Below are 22,401 nucleotides of genomic sequence, written 5' to 3'. Positions count from 1 at the left end.
TGACTGAATTGGTAAACCATGACCACTCACCTGACCCCTGTCGGGGACATTTACGCAAAGAAAAATTGTCACACGCCGCCCTGTTTTCCCGTTAACACACCTTAAAACCTACTCTCATGTGATTTGGTTAACCAATTTTGCTTTTACGGTTGACATGTATGACAAATTAGAGGAATTTATGCGCCATATCGTCCGGTCTCCCCGGTTTTCATATGGTTTCAGGGAACCGACAATCCAACCAAAGCAGTGGCCTGAAGCGGGTCAACAACGTGAAAGAGGTTAAGCATGGAACAGACATGGCGCTGGTATGGCCCTAACGATCCGGTCACTTTAGCTGACGTTCGTCAGGCGGGGGCGACTGGCGTTGTTACCGCTCTGCACCATATTCCGAACGGCGAGGTGTGGTCGGTTGAAGAGATCCTCAAGCGCAAAGCCATCGTAGAAGAGGCAGGCCTGGTCTGGTCGGTGGTCGAAAGCGTGCCGATTCACGAAGAGATCAAAACCCACTCAGGCAACTATGCACAGTGGATAGCCAATTATCAGCAGAGCCTGCGCAACCTGGCTCAGTGCGGCATTAGTACCGTGTGCTACAACTTTATGCCGGTTCTCGACTGGACTCGTACCGACCTGGAATACGTCCTGCCTGATGGATCCAAAGCGCTGCGTTTCGATCAAATTGAGTTTGCCGCCTTCGAGCTGCATATCCTCAAGCGTCCGGGCGCACAAGCGGATTACACCGCCGAAGAAATCGCCCAGGCAAACCAGCGCTTCGCCACCATGAGCGATGAAGATAAAGCGCGCCTGACCCGAAATATCATCGCGGGCCTGCCGGGTGCCGAAGAGGGTTATACCCTCGACCAGTTCCGTCAGCACCTTGCAACCTATAAAGATATCGATAAAGCCGCGCTGCGCGAGAATTTTGCCGTCTTCCTGAAGGCGATTATTCCCGTTGCCGAAGAGGCTGGCGTCCGCATGGCAGTGCATCCTGACGATCCGCCGCGCCCGATTCTCGGCCTGCCGCGCATCGTCTCTACCGTAGAAGATATGCAGTGGATGGTCGATACGGTCAACAGCATGGCGAACGGCTTCACCATGTGTACCGGCTCCTACGGCGTGCGCGCCGACAATGACCTGGTTGATATGATTAAGCAGTTCGGTCCGCGCATTTACTTCACCCATCTGCGCTCCACCCTTCGCGAAGATAACCCGAAAACCTTCCATGAAGCGGCACATCTGCACGGCGACGTCGACATGTATGAAGTGGTGAAGGCCATCGTTGAAGAAGAACATCGTCGTAAAGCGGAAGGCAAAGATGATCTCATCCCGATGCGCCCTGACCACGGCCACCAGATGCTTGACGACCTGAAAAAGAAAACCAACCCTGGCTACTCCGCGATTGGTCGCCTGAAAGGGCTGGCTGAAGTCCGCGGCGTCGAGCTGGCAATTCAGCGCGCCTTTTTTAGCCGCTGATCCTGACTGGCGGGGCCGAGCGTCCCGCCCTTCTCTCCCTTCGGTCGCGTTTTGCGACCCACTCTGGAGTTTGCTATGACTGCTACCCTTGCCGACAGCAACCTGCCGGTTACACGCCCTGCATGGGATCGTTCTCGCCTGCAATCCCGTATCGTTCACCTGGGCTGCGGCGCGTTTCACCGCGCACACCAGGCGCTTTATACCCACCATCTGCTGGAAACCAGCGATAGCGACTGGGGCATCTGCGAAGTCAACCTGATGCCTGGTAACGACCGCCTGCTGATTGAGAATCTGAAAAACCAACAGTTGCTGTATACCGTAGCGGAAAAAGGCGCCGAGCGCACTGAGCTGAAGATTATCGGTTCGATGAAAGAAGCGCTGCACCCGGAGATTGACGGCTGCGACGGTATTCTGAACGCGATGTCGCGCCCGCAAACGGCGATCGTCTCACTAACGGTGACAGAAAAAGGTTACTGCACCGATGCCGCCAGCGGTCAGCTGGATCTCAACAACCCGCTAATTCAGCACGACCTCGCCAACCCGGCCACGCCGAAATCCGCCATTGGCTACATCGTCGAAGCCCTGCGCCTACGTCGCGAACAAGGGCTGGCGGCGTTTACGGTGATGTCCTGCGACAACGTGCGGGAGAATGGTCATGTGGCGAAAGTCGCGGTACTGGGCCTGGCGCAGGCCAGAGACCCAGAGCTAGCGGCGTGGATTGAAGCTCATGCCACCTTCCCATGCACTATGGTTGACCGCATCGTGCCCGCGGCAACCCCTGAAACGTTGCAGGAGATTGCCGACCAGCTTGGGGTCTACGATCCGTGCGCTATTGCCTGCGAGCCGTTCCGCCAGTGGGTAATCGAAGACAACTTCGTCAACGGCCGCCCTGAGTGGGACCTGGTTGGGGCGCAGTTTGTGGCAGACGTGGTGCCGTTTGAAATGATGAAGCTGCGGATGCTCAACGGTAGCCACTCATTCCTTGCGTACCTTGGCTATCTCGGCGGCTATGAAACCATCGCCGATACCATGGGCAACCCGGCGTATCAAAAAGCAGCCTTTGCCCTGATGATGCAGGAACAGGCCCCAACGCTATCCATGCCGGAAGGCACCGATCTACAGGCTTATGCCACGCTGCTGATCGCCCGGTTCAGTAACCCTTCTCTGCGCCACCGTACCTGGCAGATTGCGATGGACGGTAGCCAGAAACTACCGCAGCGCCTGCTGGATCCGGTACGCCTGCATTTGCGCAACGGTAGCGACTGGCGTCATCTTGCGCTCGGCGTGGCGGGCTGGATGCGCTACACCCAGGGGGTTGATGAACAAGGGCAACCTATCGATGTGCTCGACCCTTTACTGGCCGATATCCAGCAAATTAACTCGCGTTACCAGGGCGCCGAGCGCGTGACCGCCCTGCTGGCCTTAAGCGGGATTTTTGCTCAGGATCTGCCGGAGAACAGTGACTTCGTCGAAGCCGTTACGCAGGCTTATCACAAGCTGTGTAAATGGGGTGCGCGTGAGTGCGTCGCGGCATTAAGAACCGCCGTCTAATCTCTCTAAATCGCAGGTCAACTCTATGAACATTTGGTTGACCTGTTTTGCGTATCTAAGGCGTGAGAGATGCTAACCCGTCACTCAAATGTTATAGTCAGCCACCACACCATCGCATGCCACTGCATAACACCATGAAATCACAAACTTCTCAGCACAGACCCTATCAGGAAGTCGGCGCGATGATTCGCGATCTGATCGTACAAACGCCGTACAAGGCTGGCGATCGCTTACCGCCAGAGCGAGAAATCGCCGAGATGCTGGACGTGACTCGCACGGTGGTGCGTGAAGCGCTGATCATGCTGGAAATTAAAGGGCTGGTGGAAGTCCGCAGGGGTGCCGGGATCTACGTGCTCGACAACGCCGTAGAGGAAGAGGCTGCTGAAAATGCCGACGCCAGCCATTGCGATGACGCCGGTCCTTTTGAGCTGTTGCAAGCGCGCCAACTGCTGGAAAGTAATATCGCTGAATTTGCCGCCCTACAGGCGACTCGGGAAGATATCATCAAAATGCGCCAGGCTTTACAGCTGGAGGAGCAGGAACTGGCCAGCAGCGCGCCGGAGAGTTCAGAAAGCGGCGATATGCAGTTCCATCTGGCGATCGCCGAAGCAACTCACAACAGTATGCTGGTGGAGCTATTTCGCCAGTCATGGCAGTGGCGGGAAAATAATCCCATGTGGATCCAACTGCACCGCCACCTCGGGGACACCCACTATCGCCAGGAGTGGCTGGTCGATCATAAACGGATCCTTGCAGCATTAATCAAAAAAGACGCCCGCGCGGCAAAGCTCGCCATGTGGCAGCATCTGGAAAACGTCAAACGTCGCCTGCTGGAGTTCTCCAACGTCGATGATATTTTCTTCGACGGCTACCTGTTTGACTCCTGGCCGCTGGACAACGTCGACGCCTGACCTCTTATCAAACCGCGCGGGTAAACTCCCCGCGCGACTCCACTTCCCGTAACGGCAATACGTAAAGCAAATATTGATAATGATTCTCATCATTATTGTCGCACTGCGCACGCAGTGATAAAGTTGATCCATCCAATGACACCCTGTCTCAGTGCCAAAAACCGCATGAACAATATGACCCCGCAGAATGAACCTGCCCGCCCGGTGCTGAGAAAAACCTTCTCCGTCAGCGAGTTTATGGACTTTGGCGAACGTTACGGTATCGACTACCGTTTCCCACAGCAGCAGCAAAAACCGCAACCGCCGCACACCAGCCTCGTGCTGCGAGGAGAAGTGGAAGAGATGACGCTGCCGTGCGGAATGTGCGTTACCCATTCTGATGTTCACGTGCTGCAACCTTATGAGACGACCTCCCGCCATAGCAGCCCGCTATATATGCTGGTCGTACTGGAAGGCTGCGTCACTCTGACCCTGAACGGGGAGCAGCATCTCGTTCGCTCCGGGATGGCATTCACGTCCCGTCTTAGCGAACATCAGGTGATGTGCGCCCGCCACGATGCGGACAGCAGGCTACGGACGCTATCTCTGGGACTGTATCCTGACGGCGCATGGCGCGACGGCCTGCTCGACTCATTGATGCGCGAATGGGAAAGATGCCGGACGCCAACGCTTATCTGGCAGATACCGGGTTTTCTGCTGAGCGGCTTGCAGTACGCGCAGCGGAGCGTACTCGGTAGCGTTTCCCGGCAGCTGATGCTGGAAGGGCTCATTTTGCAGTTGTTCGGCCATGGTCTGAGCGTGTGCCAGGATGAAAGTGCGAAACACATCGTACCGGCAGGTGGCGAGCAGCAGCGGCTGGAGAGAGTTCGCCGCCTGCTGGAGCAGTCCCCGGAGAGCGACTACACCCTCAATGAGCTGGCGCAGCGGGCGGCGATGAGTTCCAGCAGCCTGCGCAGCAAATTTCGCCACGCTTACGGCTGCTCAGTGTTCGACTATCTGCGGGACTGCCGTCTGGAGCGGGCAAGAGGCTACTTACTTGAGGGCTATAGCGTACAGCAGGCCGCGTGGATGTCGGGCTACCAGCACGCCACCAACTTCTCGACCGCCTTTCGTCGACGCTATGGTATCTCGCCCTGTGACGTACAAAAGCCGGGCTAATGCATTTTTTACATTTTTGCGAAGAATACTTAGACGCTTTGGCAGCGCGCATACGCATCCTGGCATTCCGCATAGCTATAGAAAGCATCAAAAAGGTAATAATTCTTATTAACAATTAGAAATACCTTTGGAGATGTTCATGTTTGCGAAAACTCGCCTGGCGCTACTGGTAGGATGGGTGACCGGCAGCGTCGCTTTCCCGCTTCTGGCTCAGGAAACTGCTAAAAACGAAACCATCGTGGTCACTTCGCAGATGCAGAGCGGCGCGACCAAAATTGCCACCCCGGACATTGAGACCCCGCAGTCGGTCTCCATCATCACTCGCGAGCAGTTTGAAGAGCAGGGAGCGATCAGCGTCCGTCAGGCCGTGAGCTATACGCCGGGGGTTTACAGCAACCAGATTGGCGCTTCCAACCGCTTTGACTATATCGTCCTGCGCGGCTTCTCTGATGGCAGTCTGGATAACGTCTATCTCGATGGCCTGAAGATGATGGGCGACACCAACTCGCACAGCTCCCTGGTGGTCGATCCGTGGTTCCTGGAGAATATTGAAGTGGTACGCGGCCCGGCCTCGGTGCTCTATGGCCGCTCTTCGCCCGGCGGTATCGTCGCCCTCACCTCGCGTAAACCTTCATTCGATCCCGGCGGCGAAATCAAGCTGTTTGCTGGTAATAACAACCAGCGCGGCGCGGCGTTTGATGTCACTGGCGCGCTGGACGATAACGATCGGGTGGCGGCGCGATTAAGTGGGATGACCCGCTATGCGGACTCCCAGTTTGACACCTTAAAAGAGCAACGCTACGCGATTATGCCCAGCCTGACCTGGCGCATTACCGACCAGACGCGTCTTGATTTAATGGCCTACCTGCATCGAGATCCGGAGGGTGGCAGCCATTCAGGCCTCCCCTATGAAGGCACCGTCGTTCCACACGACGGCAAGAAAATCGCTAACACCTTCTTCGAGGGGGAAGATGATTACGACAAGTACGACCGTCGAGAAAATATGGTCGGCTACAATTTCGAACACATGTTTGATAGCGGCTGGTCGGTGCGGCAGAAGCTGCGTTATCTGCATACTAAAGTCGAGCTAAATCAGGTCTATGCCGCGGGCTGGTTGAATGAAACCGAGCTGAACCGAGGTTATTCCGGCTCAGACGAGAAGATGAATGCCATTACGCTGGATAACCAGCTTGATGGCAGCGTCGATACCTGGGCCGTGAATCATCGCCTGCTGATGGGCATTGACTATCAGGATCGCAGCAACGACACCACCGGCTATTACGGCGCATTCCCGGCCATAGACGCTTTTAACCCGGTCTACGGTGCGAAACCGGATTACATCACCATGTACAGCCGTGAAAAACACAAGCTGCGCCAGACTGGCTACTATCTGCAGGATCAGATGTCCTGGGACCGCTGGCGCTTCACGCTCGGCGGGCGCTACGATCAGGTGAGCGTGTCCAATATCAGTAAGCTCAACAATTCGCGCAGTGATCTGGATAAGAACAATTTCAGTAGCCGCGCCGCGCTAATGTATCTGTTCGATAGTGGTTTTGCGCCATATATCAGCTACTCCACCGCCTTTACGCCGACCAGCTTCGCCGATGAAAACGGCAACATACTGGATCCGATGAAAGGCAAGCAGTGGGAAGCCGGGCTGAAGTATGAGCCGGAGGGGATGAACAGCCAGTTCAGCGCCTCAGTATTCCGCATCAACCAGACCAATATCGCCACCAAAGAAGAGCCGACCGACCCGTACCGCTCGATTGGTGAAATTGAGTCGAAAGGGGTGGAACTGGAAGCCATCAGCCAGCTAACGGACAGCTTCCGTCTGCAGGCCGCCTATACCTACACCGACATCCGTTATAAGAAAAGCAGTCCGGAAGAGCAAGGCAAGCGCGCCGTTTACGCCCCGCGCAACCAGGCCAGCGCCTGGCTGAGCTACGATGTGAAAAGCGGCCCGCTTGATGGCCTGACGCTCGGTTCCGGCGTGCGCTATGTTAATGGGATCACCAGCGATCGCCTGAATACGCATACCCTGCCGTCCTATACGCTGGTGGATATGACGGTTGGCTATGACCTGTCGAAGGTAGGGATTAAAGGTCTTAGCGCGCAGCTGAACGTCAATAACCTGACGGATAAGAGCTATATCGCCGCCTGTAACTCGCTTTCCTATTGCTACTTCGGTGCAGAACGCAGCATCGTCGGCAGCGTCTCCTGGAAGTTCTGATTTAGCTAAATAATGCCCGGCGCTTTAATCGCGCCGGCATATTAATCCTCTGCTTTAACGTCCCACCAGCCTAAACAACCACAAATTTAAACTGGTGATTATCACATCAGCCCGTGCTGTGCCCGGTCCCTTGAGCAGGTTCGTCTACACTAAACAGGGACAAGTGTTTGACGCCGCAGACCGGACGCATTCACAGCTTTTACCGATAAGACAGGACGCAACCATGCAACTTAACGATCCCACCCTTTTTCGCCAACAGGCATTAATCAACGGACGCTGGCGCGACGCCTCCAGTGGAGAAACCATCGCGGTGACCAACCCCGCCAACGGTCAACCGCTGGGCAGCGTACCCAAAATGGGCGCCGAGGAAACCCGCGAGGCCATCGACGCCGCCAACCTCGCCCTGCCCGCCTGGCGCGCCCTCACAGCCAAAGAGCGGGCCAATATTCTGCGCCGCTGGTTCGATTTAATAATGGAGCATCAGGACGATTTAGCGCGCCTGATGACTTTGGAACAGGGTAAACCGCTGGCGGAAGCCAAGGGCGAAATCAGCTACGCCGCCTCTTTTATTGAGTGGTTTGCCGAAGAGGGTAAGCGCATCTATGGCGACACGATCCCGGGTCATCAGGCCGATAAGCGGCTGCTGGTGATTAAGCAGCCGATAGGCGTAACCGCCGCCATCACCCCGTGGAATTTTCCCTCGGCGATGATCACTCGTAAGGCGGGTCCGGCGCTGGCCGCAGGCTGCACGATGGTGCTCAAGCCCGCCAGCCAGACGCCGTTTTCTGCGCTGGCGCTGGCGGAGTTGGCGAACCGCGCCGGGATCCCCGAAGGGGTATTTAACGTAGTTACGGGTTCCGCCAGCGCGGTCGGCAATGAGCTCACCAGCAACCCGCTGGTGCGCAAACTCTCTTTTACCGGCTCGACGGAGATTGGCTGCCAGCTGATGGAACAGTGCGCGAAGGACATCAAAAAGGTCTCACTGGAACTGGGTGGCAACGCGCCGTTTATCGTCTTTGATGACGCCGATTTAGATAAAGCCGTAGAAGGCGCGATGGCCTCTAAGTTTCGCAACGCCGGGCAAACCTGCGTATGCGCCAATCGCCTGTACGTCCAGGACGGCGTCTATGACCGCTTTGCCGAAAAACTCCAGCAAGCGGTAAGTAAGCTGCAAATTGGCGACGGCCTACAGCCCAATATCACCATCGGGCCATTGATTGACGAGAAGGCCATTGCCAAAGTGCAGGAGCATATTAGCGATGCGTTAGACAAAGGCGCACGGGTGGTGACCGGTGGGAAAGCCCACGAGCTGGGCGGGAATTTCTTCCAGCCGACGATTCTGGTAGACGTGCCCGGCGATGCTAAAGTCGCCAAAGAAGAGACCTTCGGCCCGCTCGCCCCGCTGTTCCGTTTTAAAGATGAAGCCGACGCGATAAAGCAGGCCAACGACACCGAGTTTGGCCTGGCAGCCTATTTCTACGCTCGCGACTTAAGCCGCGTATTCCGCGTCGGCGAAGCGCTGGAGTACGGCATCATAGGCATCAACACCGGGATTATCTCTACCGAAGTCGCTCCTTTCGGCGGCGTGAAATCTTCCGGACAGGGCCGCGAAGGCTCAAAGTATGGCATAGAGGATTATTTAGAAATCAAATACATGTGTATTGGGATTTAGTACATGAATGCGCCAGCCTCGGCTGGCGCTGATTATTTTATAGTCGACATCAGTTCGGTCTGAGCGCAACATTTTTAAAATGACCCGTTCCTCGTACGAATAACAACGATCATTTCTCCATAGCCATCATTCATTATGTTTAATGACAATGATAAAAATATTGTTGTTCATAAGAAAAGGCAATCCATCACCTGTTGCGGGCAATTAGACATAAGATTAATCGTAAGCTACAATAACCAACACCGATTTAAAGCTTGGTTTTTGAATAGGTTCATATACATAAATTTCGCTTTAAAGGGAAATATGACATCATTTTATTGACTATAAAACGAGCAAAAAGATGACGGATAGCACGATTAAAATTTACAATGCACGCTACAGCAAGCTCATGAAGCTACTGGATTTTTTTGCCGTCAACCTGTTCATTTTCGCCTATTTAAAATACTTTTTCGTCGAACCATCAACGGCCTCACTTTTCCTCGGAATAATATACTCGCTAATTTTTATACGGGCTAACGAACACTTTCAGTTATACTCCAGCCAATTAAAAGGCCAGTATTTAAAAAAACTCACCAAACTATTCTTCAGCGTTTGTATTAGCGGCCTGCTATCATTTTTATTATTTGTGATTGCTGAATTATTCCTGAATAATCACAACCACACAAACGCTCTGCTTTTAGCTGAAATTATTACGCTGTGCTCAACAGCAATATTTATTAGTATGTTTCTTATCCGTCTCATTACTAGTCTCTATTTTTTCAAATCCAAACTCAAAGTGGCTATATTAGGAATAACGCCAGCCGGACTGGCTATCGAACAGGCGCTATTTAAAGAGTATACCCATAGTGGAATTGAAATTAGCTTCTTTGAGGACCGTACCGTCCAGCGAGATAGCCGTTTGCTCAGTATTAACAAAAAAGGCAACTCACGCGATTTACTGACGCTGGCAAAATCAGGAGAGATAGACGAAGTCTATATTGCTCTCCCCATGGTTGCACAGCAGCGTATTCGTCAGTTTTTAAACGAGTTTTCCGATACCACCGTGGATGTATTTTTAGTACCGGATCTTTTTTCCTACAGCTCGCATATTTCTCAGTTACGGATGTTTGGCAACATCCAGACTATCAGCATTTTCACCTCGCCGTTTGAAGCTGAAGGCGCGGTACTCAAGCGTATTGAAGACATTATTCTTGGCGCTTGTTTTACCCTGGTCAGCCTCCCGGTTATGCTCGCTGTGGCCGTCGGAATTAAGCTGACGTCACCCGGGCCGATTTTATTTAAGCAAAATCGCTACGGCCTGAATGGTAAACAGATACCGGTGTGGAAATTCAGAACCATGCGCGTAATGGAAAACAGCGCAGTCGTCACTCAGGCGAAGCGTGATGATCCGCGCATTACCCGCTTTGGTGCTTTTTTACGTAAAACCTCGCTCGATGAGCTACCGCAGTTTTTTAACGTCCTGCAGGGCACGATGTCGATCGTCGGACCCCGCCCACACGCTGTCGCGCACAACGAGCAATATCGTGTACTGGTCGAAAACTACATGATTCGCCATAAAGTGAAGCCAGGAATTACCGGACTGGCGCAAATTCACGGCTTTCGGGGTGAAACCGACACCATTGATAAAATGGAAAAACGCATTCAGTACGACCTGGAATATATCCAGTCATGGTCGCTGCTGCTGGATATTAAAATCGTTTTTTTAACCTTCTTCCGCGGATTTGTGGGGAAAAATGCGTTCTGAAATCACTTTCCTTGCAGGTCTGCTCTCAATTCCATACGCATGGGCGGACCTGCAAGCGAAACCACATACCGGAGTGGCTGGCATCGATTTCGAAAGCCAGGTGGGTTATGACGTCGGTTACAATGATAACGTGACCTGGCAACGTTACGGCGACAACGAAATCGCCTCCGCATACCAGGGAATTAAACCGATTTTCAAAGCTATCGGCGAACGCTATGAAGATCGCTACCTGCTGATGTATTCCGGTGATTACCGCAATTACGCCAGCAATAGCGCAGATAACCGCAACAATCACTTTTTTATGTTTAACGGCAAATGGCGTTTCGGCAGCATGCACGGCCTGTCGCTGGATCTGGATGAAACTTTCGGCCATGAAGAGCGCGGCCGCGATACCACCGAGGGCTTTCTGCCCGAGCAATTTAAAGAATTTGGTATTAATAAGCCTATCAGCACGCGCTTTTTTAACAGCGAGCTACGCTACAGCTATGGCGCACTGGAAGGTCGGGGTAAAGCCGAGGTTGCGTTGATGCACAAACAGCTACGCTTTCGCCATCTTGACAGCATTCAGGATGCCAGCGCCGACTTTGATTACTACATGCACGATCAGGAGTGGCATGAGAATAGCCTGGTCGCCGAACTTTTTGACCAAAAGGCCAAAACGTTGCGCTATCGCTACAGCTTTATTACCAACCAGCGCAGATATGAGCTCAACTCATTAAAAGACAGCAATGAGTATTATCTGCTGGTTGGTATGAAAAACCGCCTTTCCGGCAAGACTGAAATCAACGGTAACGTCGCCTGGCTGTATAAGGATTTTATCCATAACCCTGACTCACAGGGATTCAACGGCTTGAACTGGGATATTAATGCCGACTGGAAACCGCTTGAGCAGATAAAGTTTAACTTACACAGCTCGCAGCGAATTAAAGACCCTACCGATTCCGGCGGCTATATTCTGGTCTCGAACTTCGGTCTGGGCTATGAACATCACTGGTTAGTCGACAGGTTCTCCACTCTGGTTGATTATTCTTATATTACAGAAGATTACAAACACCAGACCAATGGACGTAAGGATCAATCCAACCTTTTATCACTGACCTTTAATTACGATTACCGCCCATCAGTTAATTTTCAGCTGAAGCTGCAATGGAACACGATGCACTCTAACAAAGAAAAGGATGTCTTCTATATTGGCCCGAACTACGACCATGAGGTCGAGCGCACTCTGGGCTACAACGACTCGGCAATTATTTTTATGACGCAGGTACAAATATGATCCTTACACACGGGAAACGGGTGATTATTCCGCTTCTGGCGCTATGGCTGGTGGGCTGCTCAACACCACAGCAGACAATCAGAACCCCACCGGATACCGTTTATCTTCTGGGCCAGGGGGATGAAATTAATATTTCTGTTTCCGGCGAGCAGGATCTCACCATGCGCGTAAAAATCGATAATAGCGGCAGCGTTGATTATCCTTATATAGGCTCCCTGATGCTGAAAGGAAAAACGCCTGAACAGGTCAGTAAAGAGATTGCCGATAAACTGCGCGGTAGCTATCTGCAAGCGCCAATGGTGACCGTCAGCATCGCTGAATATCGTAAAATTTATCTGTTAGGCGAGGTAAAAAAACCCGACGGTTACGCCTGGGAACCTGGCTTAACGGCTGAAAAAGCCATTGCGCTGGCCGGAGGATTTACCGATCGCGCCGACCGTCAGGACATCCGTATTCGCCAGCTTCGCAGCGGTAAACTGCTGGAGAATGTCGCCGCCGACTCCGCCGTACAGGCCGGGGATACCATTATCATTGGCATGAGCTTCTTCTGATATGGCCATTTCATTAGTTGAAAACGGAAAGAAGAAAGAAGGCTTTATCGATTTCACGCCTTATTTCAACAAAATAAAGCACAAGCTTATCTGGTGCCTGGTAGTGATGGTGATCGCTGCGGCGGCCTCATGGATAGCGACACGCTTTATGTCATCCAGCTACACGGCAACCGCCACGGTGCTGTTTAAAGCACAGTCGCAGGATGTCACCCCCCTGCCGCGGCTGGAAAATTATGACTCTACCCGCAGCGATTACTATGAGACCAAATATGCGTTAATGGGCTCTCGCGTGGTGTTTGAATCAGCGGTGAAAACGTTAAAACTGGATCAAGATCCCGAGTTTAACGGCGGGAATAACCTCGATGAAACTACGCGCGTGAATAATGCTGTACGCGCGCTGCAAAAAAACATCGCTATTTCCGGCGTTCGCACCACACAGCTGGTTTCCGTTTCAATGGAAGCAAAATCGCCGCAAAAGGCAGCCGATATCGCCAACGGCGTCGCGCAGGCGTTTATCGATTACAGCCTGCAGCAAAAGCAAAAAACCTTGCTTCAGGCGCAGGGCTGGAATGAGAAAATGATGGACGATCTGCGAAATAAGCTGGATCGCCAGAAGGCTGATATCGACGACTTCCTCAAACAAAATGGTCTGCTGACCTTTCGCAGCATGGATGGTTACGAGACTGAACGCCTGGGCATCGTGATTAACCATCTTGCCGACGCGACTCAGCGCCGTCTGAAAGCGCAAACGGTGTGGGACAAAGTGCGCCGCCAACAGGGAAAACCACCAGAAGCGATAATATCTTTGCCGGAAATTTCCGGTCATCCGCAGATTCAGGATTTGCGCATCGCGCTAATCCAGACACGACGTAACCTATCGGAAGCGGCAAAGCACTATGGTCCAAAACATCCAAAATATCTCCAGGCTCAGGCCCAGCTGCAGGTTGTCAACGGTCAGATAGGCCAGGTATTGGGCGAACTGCTTAACGGTTTACGCCAGCAGTATCAGATTGCGCTGGACGATGAACAGCACTACCAGCAAATGCTTAACGACCAGAAAGCCGACTTCCAGGCGCTGGGTGCTAAACGCGATAAATACAACACCATGATGACCGCGCTGAACAAAACCGAAGAGCTGTATAAGTCTCTGTATCAGCGGGCTAACGAGCAGAAACTCTCCGAGAGTTTTTCGGTTCCTGACGAAGTTATCTACGATGCCGCCGTGCCGCCAAATCTGCCGTCTAAACCGCAGCGTGGCCTGCTTATCGTGATGGCGACCCTGATGGCGCTGGCGCTGTACATCATGTATCTGATTGTCAGCACCGCGCTCGACAAAACGGTCAACAGCATCAGCGAACTAAAAGCTAAAACCGGCCTTGATGCCAGCGGAGAGTTTCCTCTGTTACCGCGTACGGATAGCGCGAAAGTGATATTCCAGAATCTCCTGTACGCCGATATGCTCCACAGTCTGCGCCTGGCACTGCAGAACCAAAGTAACGCGCCCGGCACGATACTCGTCACGTCGATTCATCCCCGTTCTGGCAGCAGCCTGATTGCTGAACTGCTGGCGTGGTCCACCAGCAAAACACGAAAAACCTTGCTTATCGACCTCGATTATCTGGCAAGCGAAGGCCTCTGTGCACGCTATCCGCAACATAAAATGGGTTTCAGCCAATATCTTGATGAGCGCTGCACAATGGCGCAGGCGGTGATTTCCCTCGGCGACAATCTTGATTTTATGCCGCGAGGCGAGCTAACCGACTCCGCGTTACTGCTGCTGACTTCTGAACGGCTCCCGGCCCTGTTAAAAACGCTGCACCAAACTTATGATTCGCTGATTATTGATACTCCCTCATTGAGCGTAGCGCAGGATAGCCTGCTGCTGACGCCGCATGTCGATACCGCGCTTCTGGTGGTGAAAACCGCCGAACAGGCACCGCATATCAGTGAAGCGCACCGGCGGATGCAAACCGCTGCGCAAACGCACGTTGCCATCATGCTTAACCAGGTGAAAGAAGAAAACCTGGAGACTCAAGAAGGCAAACGCCTGCCTGAGCGCGGCATGCGCGAACTTATTTCACCGAAGTAGCGATTATGAATCTAATCAAGAGTATTTCATCCATCGCCAGCTCCTCGGTCCTCTCGCAGGTAATCGGCGCATTTTCCGTGTGGCTGATTTCCCATCGCTACGGCATGGCGGAAGTGGGCCACTATGCGATGATCTACAGCAATGTGCTGATTGGCGCTCAGGTCTGTACCTTCGCCTCGCAACTGCTCATCCCCCGTCAGGAAGATCATGAGCTGGGGCAAAACGTGGTGTTTTGCCTACTACAAAGCCTGGTGCTGGCAGTGCCGTGGGCGGTTATTACCGGGCTGATTTTCGATCTTAATATCGCGTTTCTCTATCTACTGACGTTTGGCTATGCGCTGGTGTTGATTGCGGAAAACCTTTCGCTTCGCGGCGGCAACTATCAGTTTCTGACCTTTCAACGAATTGCTGTTTCACTGGTCGTGGCGATTGCCCTGCTGGCGATGCCGAATGCGACGCTTTTCTATATCGCCTGGATGGTGGGCATTTTGCTTCTACTCAGCATCTGCTTGCTACGTTTATTCCACTTCAGAACCCTGACACTTGCGCATTTTTCACCACGCGCGAACGAACTTTTTGCCCGCCAGCACTGGCAACACCTCAGCCGGGTGGGTAGCGCAGAGGTTCTGGCAATGGCCAGCAACAATCTGCCAACGATGTTGATTAACGTCTGGTTTTCACCACTGGTAGCCGGCTATTTCTCGGTAGTGAGCCGCTTCTGTTTATCGCCGGTAATGATTGTCGGTAACGCGGTACGTAACTCCATCTTTTCAAAATGGTCGATGGATTTTCGCAATAACACCTTTAACTATCTGGAGTATAAAAAGATTCGCCTGCTGCTGATGGCGGCGGCGTTGATTTGTATTCTCGGGATCTGGATTTTCTATCCGCTGGTTATGCGCTTAGGATTCAGCCAGGAGTGGCTCAACTCAATCCCAACTTCACGCTATATGCTGCCTTACCTGTTCGCCGCGCTGGCCGTCAGCCCGCTCACCGTTATCGAGCTTATCTTCGGCTCTAAACGCTATTTTTTACGCATCCAGATTGAGCAGTTGCTGATCATCGTCGTCGCCTTTGTGGTTCTGCCAAAATTTGGCCAGAACTATGAGATAGCCCTGTTGACGTTCTCCATTCTCACCAGCATTCGCTATCTGTTCATCCTGCTGAAAATGAATAAACGGGCGCTACGACTCTCCCGCCAGGAACAGAAAATATGCAGCTAAATACCGGCCGCTATCTGGAAGCGTTCGCCCTGACAACTATTGTCTTTTGCGGCACGGTTCAGTACTTCACCGGTATTGCGGCGGTGTTATGGCTGCCTTTTTTTATGGTACTGGTGATGGTGGTTCTGTTGATGATGCAAAGCCGCCCGCAGCCGCTGGGGCTTAGCGCTCGCGAGAAGATCGTACTAGCTCTGTACCTGACCTTTATTATCCTCAGCCTTTGTGCCACGGTCTTACAGTCAGGAATAGTCACCGCCATCGTTGGTTTTAAAAACGAATTGGCTCTGTCGCTGGTGATGTTTTGCATGCTGCTTGGCATGTTTCGCGAATCGCAACTGCATCGACTGACCCAGCTATTTTACTGGCTTTTCTACGTCCAGTTTCCGCTGGTCATTTACCAGGTTCTGGTGGTCGTGCCAAAACGCGTTGCGCTGCGCGGTGAGGATGAAAAGTGGGATTCCGTAGTCGGCACGTTCGGTGGCGACCCGATGGGTGGCGGCAATACCGCGGCCATGGGGATGTTCTGTCTGCTGATTATGCTGCTGAAGGTCTCCGAATTTAAGCACGGTATTTGTTCGTTTAAATCGATGGCTCTGCATATTGTACTGGCCTTTTTCCTCTGCGTTGTCGGCGAGGTTAAATTCGTCATTCTGCTGTCGCCATTCTTGTTGGCGCTGCTATGGATCATGCCTGCCTGGGTCAGCGGAATCAGCAAAGTCACCCTGCGCTCTTTGATGATTATTGCCGCTGGAATGGTGGTGTTAATTTTTGCCGCAATCACTATCCTGGCTGCCAATTACTCTTCAGCCTTTGGTGGCGATCCAAGCAAAAGCGCCCTCTCGGTATTTATCGATTCTCTCGGTTACATCTTCGATACCAACTACATTATGGAAAGTGGCGAGCTGGGGCGTTTTACGACGATTTTCTTCTGGCTCAAACATAACGAACTTTTTGGTCCCGGCGGAATGCTTTTTGGCTACGGTCTGAATGCCACCAACAGCGGCAGCACCGTCTCTCCTGGCTATATTGGCGCCTGGTATCATCTTATTCTCGACTCCACCGCACTAAGCATGCTGCTGTGGGAAGTCGGTATCATCGGCGTTGTTTTATTTATCGCCATGATCGCCTCTATTCTTATTGGTATGCGGCCAACAGAGACTTTTTCCCGCTATGATCTAAAACGTGAAGATTTACAATTGCTCAGCTCCGCCCCTGCATATTATGTCTTTGCCATTGGCTGTTTACTTAGCCTCCCCTACAGCCAGATCCTAATGATCATTCCCATGCTACAGTTTTTATTATGGCTAGCCCTCGGGGCGCTGATCGTCATTCACCGTTCTGTCCGTCTGAATTCCGGTACCCAATATGAATAAAACGCCATCCATCACCGTCAGCATTAAGACCCTCAATGAAGCTCAGGGTATTGAAAAAACGATCGACAGCGTTCGTAAGCAATTACAGCCTTATCCACATCAAATTATCGTTGCCGATAGCCTGTCTACGGATAACACTCGAGAGCTAGCCGTTGCCAAAGATGCCATGGTGGTGTGTCTGGATAACGCGCAAGATCGCTGCTGCGGAGTGGGTCACCAGTTAGGTTGGCTATTCAGCGAAGGGGATTACCTGCTGCTATTAGACGGTGATATGGAGCTGGAGCCGGGTTTTCTCGACACCGCCATCGCCTTTCTGGAAGAGCATCCGCAATACGCTGGTGTGGCAGGCAGCGTCGAGATGGATGATGCCTCTAACTACGAATTTAAATCCCGTAAGCAGCGCCTGCATCTTATCTATCCGCAGGGCGATACCGATCATCTGGGCGGCGGCGGGCTATATCGTCGTTCAGCAATAGAGAAAATTGGTTATCTGACCAATCTTAATCTTCACGGTTATGAAGAAGCTGAATTGGGGATCCGTTTACAGGCGGCGGGCTATAAACTCCATCGCCTCGCCGCGCCCTATTTTAGCCATGCGTCCTATACCATGCCGACGTTCAAAATGCTGACCTACCGCTGGAAGAACGGTTTTTTATGGGCGCCGGGTGAGCTATTACGCAACTGCTGGGGGAAAAAGCATTTTCCAGCCGCGCTGAAGATTGTCCGCAACGAACTCATATTCACACTGTACATCCTGATATTGATTATTTGCCTGCTCTCACTGAATCCCGGCTTGATAGTCCTCGCCCTGCTTCCGCTGTTGGCGTTTATCGCGCTAAAGGCGATAAAAAATAAATCGCTGCGGGACGGCATACAGAGCGTCATCAACTTATCATTGTTTTCCGCAGGTATGGTGCGAGGCGTCATTAACTCCGTTCGCGATCCGATGAAACAACCCGCGGTGACCGTCTCCAACCCAAAACATATCCAGACAGAACATGAAAATATTATTCGTTAACAAATTCTTCTTTATTAAGGGCGGAGCGGAAACCGTTTTTTTCCAGGAACGAGACGCCATGCTGAAGGCTGGCTATCAGATTGTCGACTTCAGCATGCAACATGCGGAAAATAAACCCTCTCCCTGGGAGAGTTTCTTCGTACATAACGTGGATTATCACCAAAACCACGGGCTGACGGGTAAGCTCAAAGCAGGTATCGACTTTATTTATAACGCTGAAGCCTGCAAAAAACTGAATACCCTGCTACTTGAGCAGCGCCCGGATATTGTGCACTTTCACAATATCTACCACCAGCTGACGCCCGCATTGATTGGTGTCGCCAAACGCTTTGGCTGCAAAACCGTGCTAACGGCACATGATTATAAAATCGTCTGTCCATCGTACACCATGCTGCGCGATGGCCACATCTGTGATGATTGTATTACCGGTTCGGTGAGCAACGCCTTTCGCCATCGCTGCCAGCAGGGCGACACCTTTAAGAGTCTACTGCTGTCACTCGAAGCTTACTGGCAGAAGTTCGCGCAAAACTACGCGATGCTCGACTCCATCATCGCCCCCAGCGAATTTATGCGCCGGACGCTGCTGCGCAAATTACCCAATGCGCGGATCGACGTGATCGTTAACGGTATTGATGCCAGTACGACAATTCCGGGTGATACGGTGGGCGATTACTTCCTCTACATCGGTCGCTTAAGTCGTGAGAAAGGCGTAGCCACTCTGGCGCTGGCGCAACAAAAAATGCAGCAAAAAATGCCGCTAAAAATTGTTGGCGATGGCCCGCTCGGCAACGATCTGCGCGCCCGCTTTACCGGCCCTGAATTTGTTGGCTATATGCAGCACGGAGAGGCGCTGAACGCTTTGATTCGCGGTGCGCGAGCGGTGATCGTTCCCTCCGAATATTATGAAAACTGTTCGATGTCGGTGCTGGAGGCGATGGCGTTCGGTCGCCCCGTCGTCGGCGGCAATATCGGCGGCATTCCGGAACAAATTCGCGATGGCATTGATGGCTATCTGACGGAACCCGGAAATGCCGACGAGCTGGCACGCATCATGGATAGCCTGGCGGCCAATCCGCAGGAGGCACGTGAAATGGGGATTAACGCACGCCAGCGTTTAGAGGAGAAATACGATCTTGCCCGGCATATGCAGGTATTGCAGGAACTCTATCAGCAGCTCGTGGGGGAAGCGAAATGAGGCTCAAAGTGACGGTGCTCGGCACCCGCGGTATTCCTGACGTCCAGGGCGGAGTGGAAACCCATTGTCAGAATTTATATCCCGAAATCTACCAACAGAATCATGCTGATATCTGCGTGCTTGCCCGCTCACCGTACGTTAATTATCGCCGCAGCGAATATAAAGGCGTGCAGTTGAAAAGCCTGTGGGCACCTAAAAGCCGCAAATTCGAAGCAATTATTCACTCTACGCTGGCGGCCTTTACCACCTTGTTTGACGGCTCTAACGTGGTCCACGTTCATGCTGTGGGGCCAGGCCTGGTGGTCCCGCTTTTGCGTCTGCTCGGCAAGCGCGTTGTTTTTACACATCATGGCCCGGACTATGACCGCCAGAAGTGGGGAAAGATGGCGAAAGAGATGTTGCGTCTCGGTGAAAAATGGGCGGTGAAATATGCCAATGAGGTTATTGTTATTTCGGAAGTGATTAATACGCTTATTAAGACCAAACATGGCCGTCATAATGCCAACGTGATTTACAACGGCGTGCGTCAACCAGTGCTCCCGTCCGAAGAGGCCCGGCAAGCCACGCTGAATCAGTACTCGCTTAAAGCCGGACAATATATTGTCGCCGTCGCTCGCTTCGTTGAAGAAAAAGGACTGCATGACCTAATTGCCGCCCACGAAGCTGCGCACTGCTCGCTGCCGCTAGTACTGATTGGTGATGCCGATCATGCGGATGAATACAGCGTGCGGCTGAAGCAGCAGGCGGCCAACAGTCCAGGCGTAATCATGACCGGTTTTATTAGCGGCGAACCTTTGCATACTTTGTTCTCGCAGGCCGGACTCTTTGTTCTACCGTCTTACCACGAAGGTCTGCCGATTGCCCTGCTGGAGGCGATGTCCTGGTCACTGCCGGTTATCGTCAGCGATATCCCCGCTAACCTGGAAATCGGCCTGCCTGCCGAAGTTTACTTCCCAACAGGCAACGTCGGCGCGCTGGCGCAAAAACTGCAGGCCTGGAGCGGCGATGAGGCCGCGGATTATAACCAATTGATGCCTAAATACCGCTGGCCGGACATTGCCGCTAAAACTGCTCAGGTCTATCAGCGCTTAACGAATAAGAGTCGACAGTGACAAAATCAACATCCGATCTGGTGGTCGAGCGCTTTTATTCCTCACTCGACCCGGAGGTGGAAGCCTCGTTAACCGCCGAGCAAAAGCAGGGTATTGAGCAGGCGCTGGTCAGAGCGAGCCTGGCCTCTCGCCATCGCATCGATTTTCGCCATAGCTTTCCTTTTCTACATCGTCGCTATTTTGTGGTCTTTTTATTCGGCCGTGATCTGCGCAAAATGCCGCGCGAAAGCACGCTACTCGGTCGATTTTTTTCCACCCTGGCGATTACGCTGGCCGTGTTATTCGTCATTTTAGCGGTACTACTAGCGCTCTATATGTTCAAATCTGCCCTGGGAATCGACGTGTTTAAGAATTTCCATGTCGGCATCTGGACGTGGTTCGTCAACCTCCACGATAAAGTGAATTAACGATGAGCACTTTTTCGCTTCGCCACACCGTGTTGTTTTTAACGCTGCTGCTATCTGGATTAATATCGCCTGTCGTAGCATTGGCTGAACGCACAATCATCACCCCTCCTACCTTCAGCGGCATCTTGACGAATCCGGGCATCGGCGTGGCCAGCTTTCACGATGGTTACGGTCAGAAACCGTCACCAGAAGAATATCCGGATACCGGATTTGAATACGATCGCTTTTACTGGAGCGATCTGGAGCCTGAGGAAGGCGTGTATAATTTTGCGCTTATTGACCATGCCTTTAGCGTCGCCGCCACACACCAACCGGCAATGAACGTCGGTTTGCGTTTTATGGTGCTTGATGAACCGCAATCAGGCTCAAAAATACCCACATGGCTCATCGGAAAAGGAATCAAGGGTCAGTGGGTCGAAAATAACAAAACTTTTGTCCCTGACCTCAGCGATCCGATTTTTATCGCCTACGCGCAAAAGCTGCTTAATGCACTGGGCAAACGTTATGATGGCAATCCGGAGCTCGCTTTTGTCGATATCGGCATGGTGGGGTCATGGGGTGAATGGCATAACTCGAACTTTACTGACATTGCGCCGTTGCAGGAAAAGTATACTCCCGAGCAGCTCAACCGCTATGTTGATATGCACTTCAGTAGTTTCCCTAAAACGCCCAAAATTATGCTAATAAGCGGCAATGACTCGCTGGTTTGGGCCAGTCAAAAAGGGGCCGGATGGCGCGCGGATTGCTGGGGGGACTGGCACAATTTTTCAACCGACTGGAGCCATATGCGCGATGACTACCCGCAGCGTCTGGCTGCCGCACAAGCGTCCTGGGCTGGATTTAATAAAAGCTGGCAACACGCTCCCATCAGCCTGGAGATTTGCGGTTATATGGCGGAATGGGAAAGCGTGCAGCACTATACCCGCGAAGAGGTTCAGGCAACCTTTAACTGGGCATTGGCGCAACACGCCAGTACGCTGAATCTGAAATCTCGCCCGGTACCGGCAGAGTATCGCGATATTGTTGATAAGGCGTTATTACGAATCGGCTATCGCTACCGAGTAAGTCAACTGGAATTCAATACGCCCGTGCACGGTGGTCAGCCACTGACGTTAAATGTGACCTGGCGTAATGACGGCGTAGCCCCCGCCTATCTCCCATGGCTTGTACAGTGGCGCCTAGTGAACGATGCGGGTGACATCGTTACGCAAATTAAAACCCAGGATAATGTTCGCCAGTGGCTACCCGGTACTCATCAAAGTCGTTTTACGCTGCCGCTGCCCACGAAACTCCCTACCGGTCAGTACCATCTGGAAGTGGCCCTGACTAATCATCAAGGTGTACCGCGCATTCAACTCGCTAACGAAGGTAAAACCAGGGAAGGATGGTATGCACTGGCTTCGTTTAACCTTAAGGAGTAA

Annotated in this window: 17 protein-coding genes; all 17 read left to right on the top strand. The window is 52.4% G+C overall.

Annotated elements, in window-relative coordinates; all coding sequences use genetic code 11:
* Positions 1-285 precede the first annotated feature (285 nt).
* Positions 286-1,470: a mannonate dehydratase gene (gene uxuA / locus QVF11_RS07535; protein ID WP_287856024.1), complete on the top strand. Its 1,185-nt coding sequence runs from the start codon at positions 286-288 to the stop codon at positions 1,468-1,470.
* Positions 1,471-1,545: 75 nt separating this feature from the next.
* Positions 1,546-3,021 (top strand): fructuronate reductase, encoded by a 1,476-nt coding sequence (locus QVF11_RS07530; protein WP_287856022.1) that lies wholly within the window; start codon positions 1,546-1,548, stop codon positions 3,019-3,021.
* A gap of 134 nt (positions 3,022-3,155) precedes the next feature.
* Entirely contained in the window at positions 3,156-3,932 is a 777-nt protein-coding gene (uxuR, locus tag QVF11_RS07525; protein WP_110273880.1) for a Uxu operon transcriptional regulator, read from the top strand.
* A 165-nt stretch (positions 3,933-4,097) separates the two neighbouring features.
* Positions 4,098-5,090 carry a helix-turn-helix domain-containing protein gene (locus QVF11_RS07520; protein ID WP_142513173.1) on the top strand — a complete coding sequence of 331 codons (993 nt, stop codon included), beginning with the start codon at positions 4,098-4,100 and terminating at the stop codon, positions 5,088-5,090.
* A 121-nt stretch (positions 5,091-5,211) separates the two neighbouring features.
* On the top strand, positions 5,212-7,320 hold the full coding sequence (foxA, locus tag QVF11_RS07515; RefSeq protein ID WP_112214020.1) for a ferrioxamine B receptor FoxA: 2,109 nt from the start codon (positions 5,212-5,214) through the stop codon (positions 7,318-7,320).
* Between the two features lie 223 nt (positions 7,321-7,543).
* Positions 7,544-8,992, top strand: a complete 1,449-nt coding sequence (gabD, locus tag QVF11_RS07510) for an NADP-dependent succinate-semialdehyde dehydrogenase (RefSeq protein ID WP_287856018.1) — start codon at positions 7,544-7,546, stop codon at positions 8,990-8,992.
* A gap of 340 nt (positions 8,993-9,332) precedes the next feature.
* On the top strand, positions 9,333-10,736 hold the full coding sequence (locus tag QVF11_RS07505) for an undecaprenyl-phosphate glucose phosphotransferase (protein ID WP_287856016.1): 1,404 nt from the start codon (positions 9,333-9,335) through the stop codon (positions 10,734-10,736).
* Positions 10,726-12,012 (top strand): outer membrane beta-barrel protein, encoded by a 1,287-nt coding sequence (locus QVF11_RS07500; RefSeq protein WP_287856014.1) that lies wholly within the window; start codon positions 10,726-10,728, stop codon positions 12,010-12,012. Before QVF11_RS07505 ends, QVF11_RS07500 begins: the two co-directional genes overlap by 11 nt.
* Entirely contained in the window at positions 12,009-12,563 is a 555-nt protein-coding gene (locus QVF11_RS07495; protein WP_287856012.1) for a polysaccharide biosynthesis/export family protein, read from the top strand. The genes QVF11_RS07500 and QVF11_RS07495 overlap by 4 nt, the downstream gene beginning before the upstream one ends.
* A gap of 1 nt (position 12,564) precedes the next feature.
* Complete coding sequence (locus QVF11_RS07490; RefSeq protein ID WP_287856010.1) at positions 12,565-14,652, top strand: GumC family protein; 2,088 nt, start codon at positions 12,565-12,567, stop codon at positions 14,650-14,652.
* A gap of 5 nt (positions 14,653-14,657) precedes the next feature.
* A complete protein-coding gene (locus QVF11_RS07485; RefSeq protein ID WP_287856008.1) occupies positions 14,658-15,875 on the top strand; it encodes a lipopolysaccharide biosynthesis protein in 1,218 nt (405 codons plus the stop codon).
* Positions 15,866-17,248 (top strand): capsular biosynthesis protein, encoded by a 1,383-nt coding sequence (locus QVF11_RS07480; protein WP_287856006.1) that lies wholly within the window; start codon positions 15,866-15,868, stop codon positions 17,246-17,248. Before QVF11_RS07485 ends, QVF11_RS07480 begins: the two co-directional genes overlap by 10 nt.
* Entirely contained in the window at positions 17,241-18,266 is a 1,026-nt protein-coding gene (locus tag QVF11_RS07475; protein WP_287856004.1) for a glycosyltransferase family 2 protein, read from the top strand. Before QVF11_RS07480 ends, QVF11_RS07475 begins: the two co-directional genes overlap by 8 nt.
* Complete coding sequence (locus tag QVF11_RS07470; protein WP_287856002.1) at positions 18,247-19,461, top strand: glycosyltransferase family 4 protein; 1,215 nt, start codon at positions 18,247-18,249, stop codon at positions 19,459-19,461. The genes QVF11_RS07475 and QVF11_RS07470 overlap by 20 nt, the downstream gene beginning before the upstream one ends.
* A complete protein-coding gene (locus tag QVF11_RS07465; protein WP_287856000.1) occupies positions 19,458-20,573 on the top strand; it encodes a glycosyltransferase family 4 protein in 1,116 nt (371 codons plus the stop codon). Before QVF11_RS07470 ends, QVF11_RS07465 begins: the two co-directional genes overlap by 4 nt.
* Complete coding sequence (locus QVF11_RS07460; RefSeq protein ID WP_287855998.1) at positions 20,570-20,980, top strand: hypothetical protein; 411 nt, start codon at positions 20,570-20,572, stop codon at positions 20,978-20,980. Before QVF11_RS07465 ends, QVF11_RS07460 begins: the two co-directional genes overlap by 4 nt.
* 2 nt (positions 20,981-20,982) lie before the next feature.
* The gene (locus QVF11_RS07455; protein WP_287855996.1) at positions 20,983-22,401 is read left to right on the top strand and encodes a DUF4832 domain-containing protein; all 1,419 of its coding nucleotides are present in this window, start codon (positions 20,983-20,985) and stop codon (positions 22,399-22,401) included.

Origin of the sequence: Klebsiella sp. (assembly GCF_027492335.1) — a bacterium.
Lineage (GTDB): Bacteria > Pseudomonadota > Gammaproteobacteria > Enterobacterales > Enterobacteriaceae > Klebsiella > Klebsiella huaxiensis.
Note: the sequence above shows the minus strand (reverse complement) of the source record. Positions and strands in the feature narration are given on the sequence as shown.

Coding starts and splice junctions, on each gene's coding strand:
- uxuA (WP_287856024.1), top strand. CDS start 286: ATGGAACAGACATGGCGCTGGTATGGCCCTAACGATCCGGTCACTTTA.
- QVF11_RS07530 (WP_287856022.1), top strand. CDS start 1,546: ATGACTGCTACCCTTGCCGACAGCAACCTGCCGGTTACACGCCCTGCA.
- uxuR (WP_110273880.1), top strand. CDS start 3,156: ATGAAATCACAAACTTCTCAGCACAGACCCTATCAGGAAGTCGGCGCG.
- QVF11_RS07520 (WP_142513173.1), top strand. CDS start 4,098: ATGAACAATATGACCCCGCAGAATGAACCTGCCCGCCCGGTGCTGAGA.
- gabD (WP_287856018.1), top strand. CDS start 7,544: ATGCAACTTAACGATCCCACCCTTTTTCGCCAACAGGCATTAATCAAC.
- QVF11_RS07505 (WP_287856016.1), top strand. CDS start 9,333: ATGACGGATAGCACGATTAAAATTTACAATGCACGCTACAGCAAGCTC.
- QVF11_RS07500 (WP_287856014.1), top strand. CDS start 10,726: ATGCGTTCTGAAATCACTTTCCTTGCAGGTCTGCTCTCAATTCCATAC.
- QVF11_RS07495 (WP_287856012.1), top strand. CDS start 12,009: ATGATCCTTACACACGGGAAACGGGTGATTATTCCGCTTCTGGCGCTA.
- QVF11_RS07490 (WP_287856010.1), top strand. CDS start 12,565: ATGGCCATTTCATTAGTTGAAAACGGAAAGAAGAAAGAAGGCTTTATC.
- QVF11_RS07485 (WP_287856008.1), top strand. CDS start 14,658: ATGAATCTAATCAAGAGTATTTCATCCATCGCCAGCTCCTCGGTCCTC.
- QVF11_RS07480 (WP_287856006.1), top strand. CDS start 15,866: ATGCAGCTAAATACCGGCCGCTATCTGGAAGCGTTCGCCCTGACAACT.
- QVF11_RS07475 (WP_287856004.1), top strand. CDS start 17,241: ATGAATAAAACGCCATCCATCACCGTCAGCATTAAGACCCTCAATGAA.
- QVF11_RS07470 (WP_287856002.1), top strand. CDS start 18,247: ATGAAAATATTATTCGTTAACAAATTCTTCTTTATTAAGGGCGGAGCG.
- QVF11_RS07465 (WP_287856000.1), top strand. CDS start 19,458: ATGAGGCTCAAAGTGACGGTGCTCGGCACCCGCGGTATTCCTGACGTC.
- QVF11_RS07455 (WP_287855996.1), top strand. CDS start 20,983: ATGAGCACTTTTTCGCTTCGCCACACCGTGTTGTTTTTAACGCTGCTG.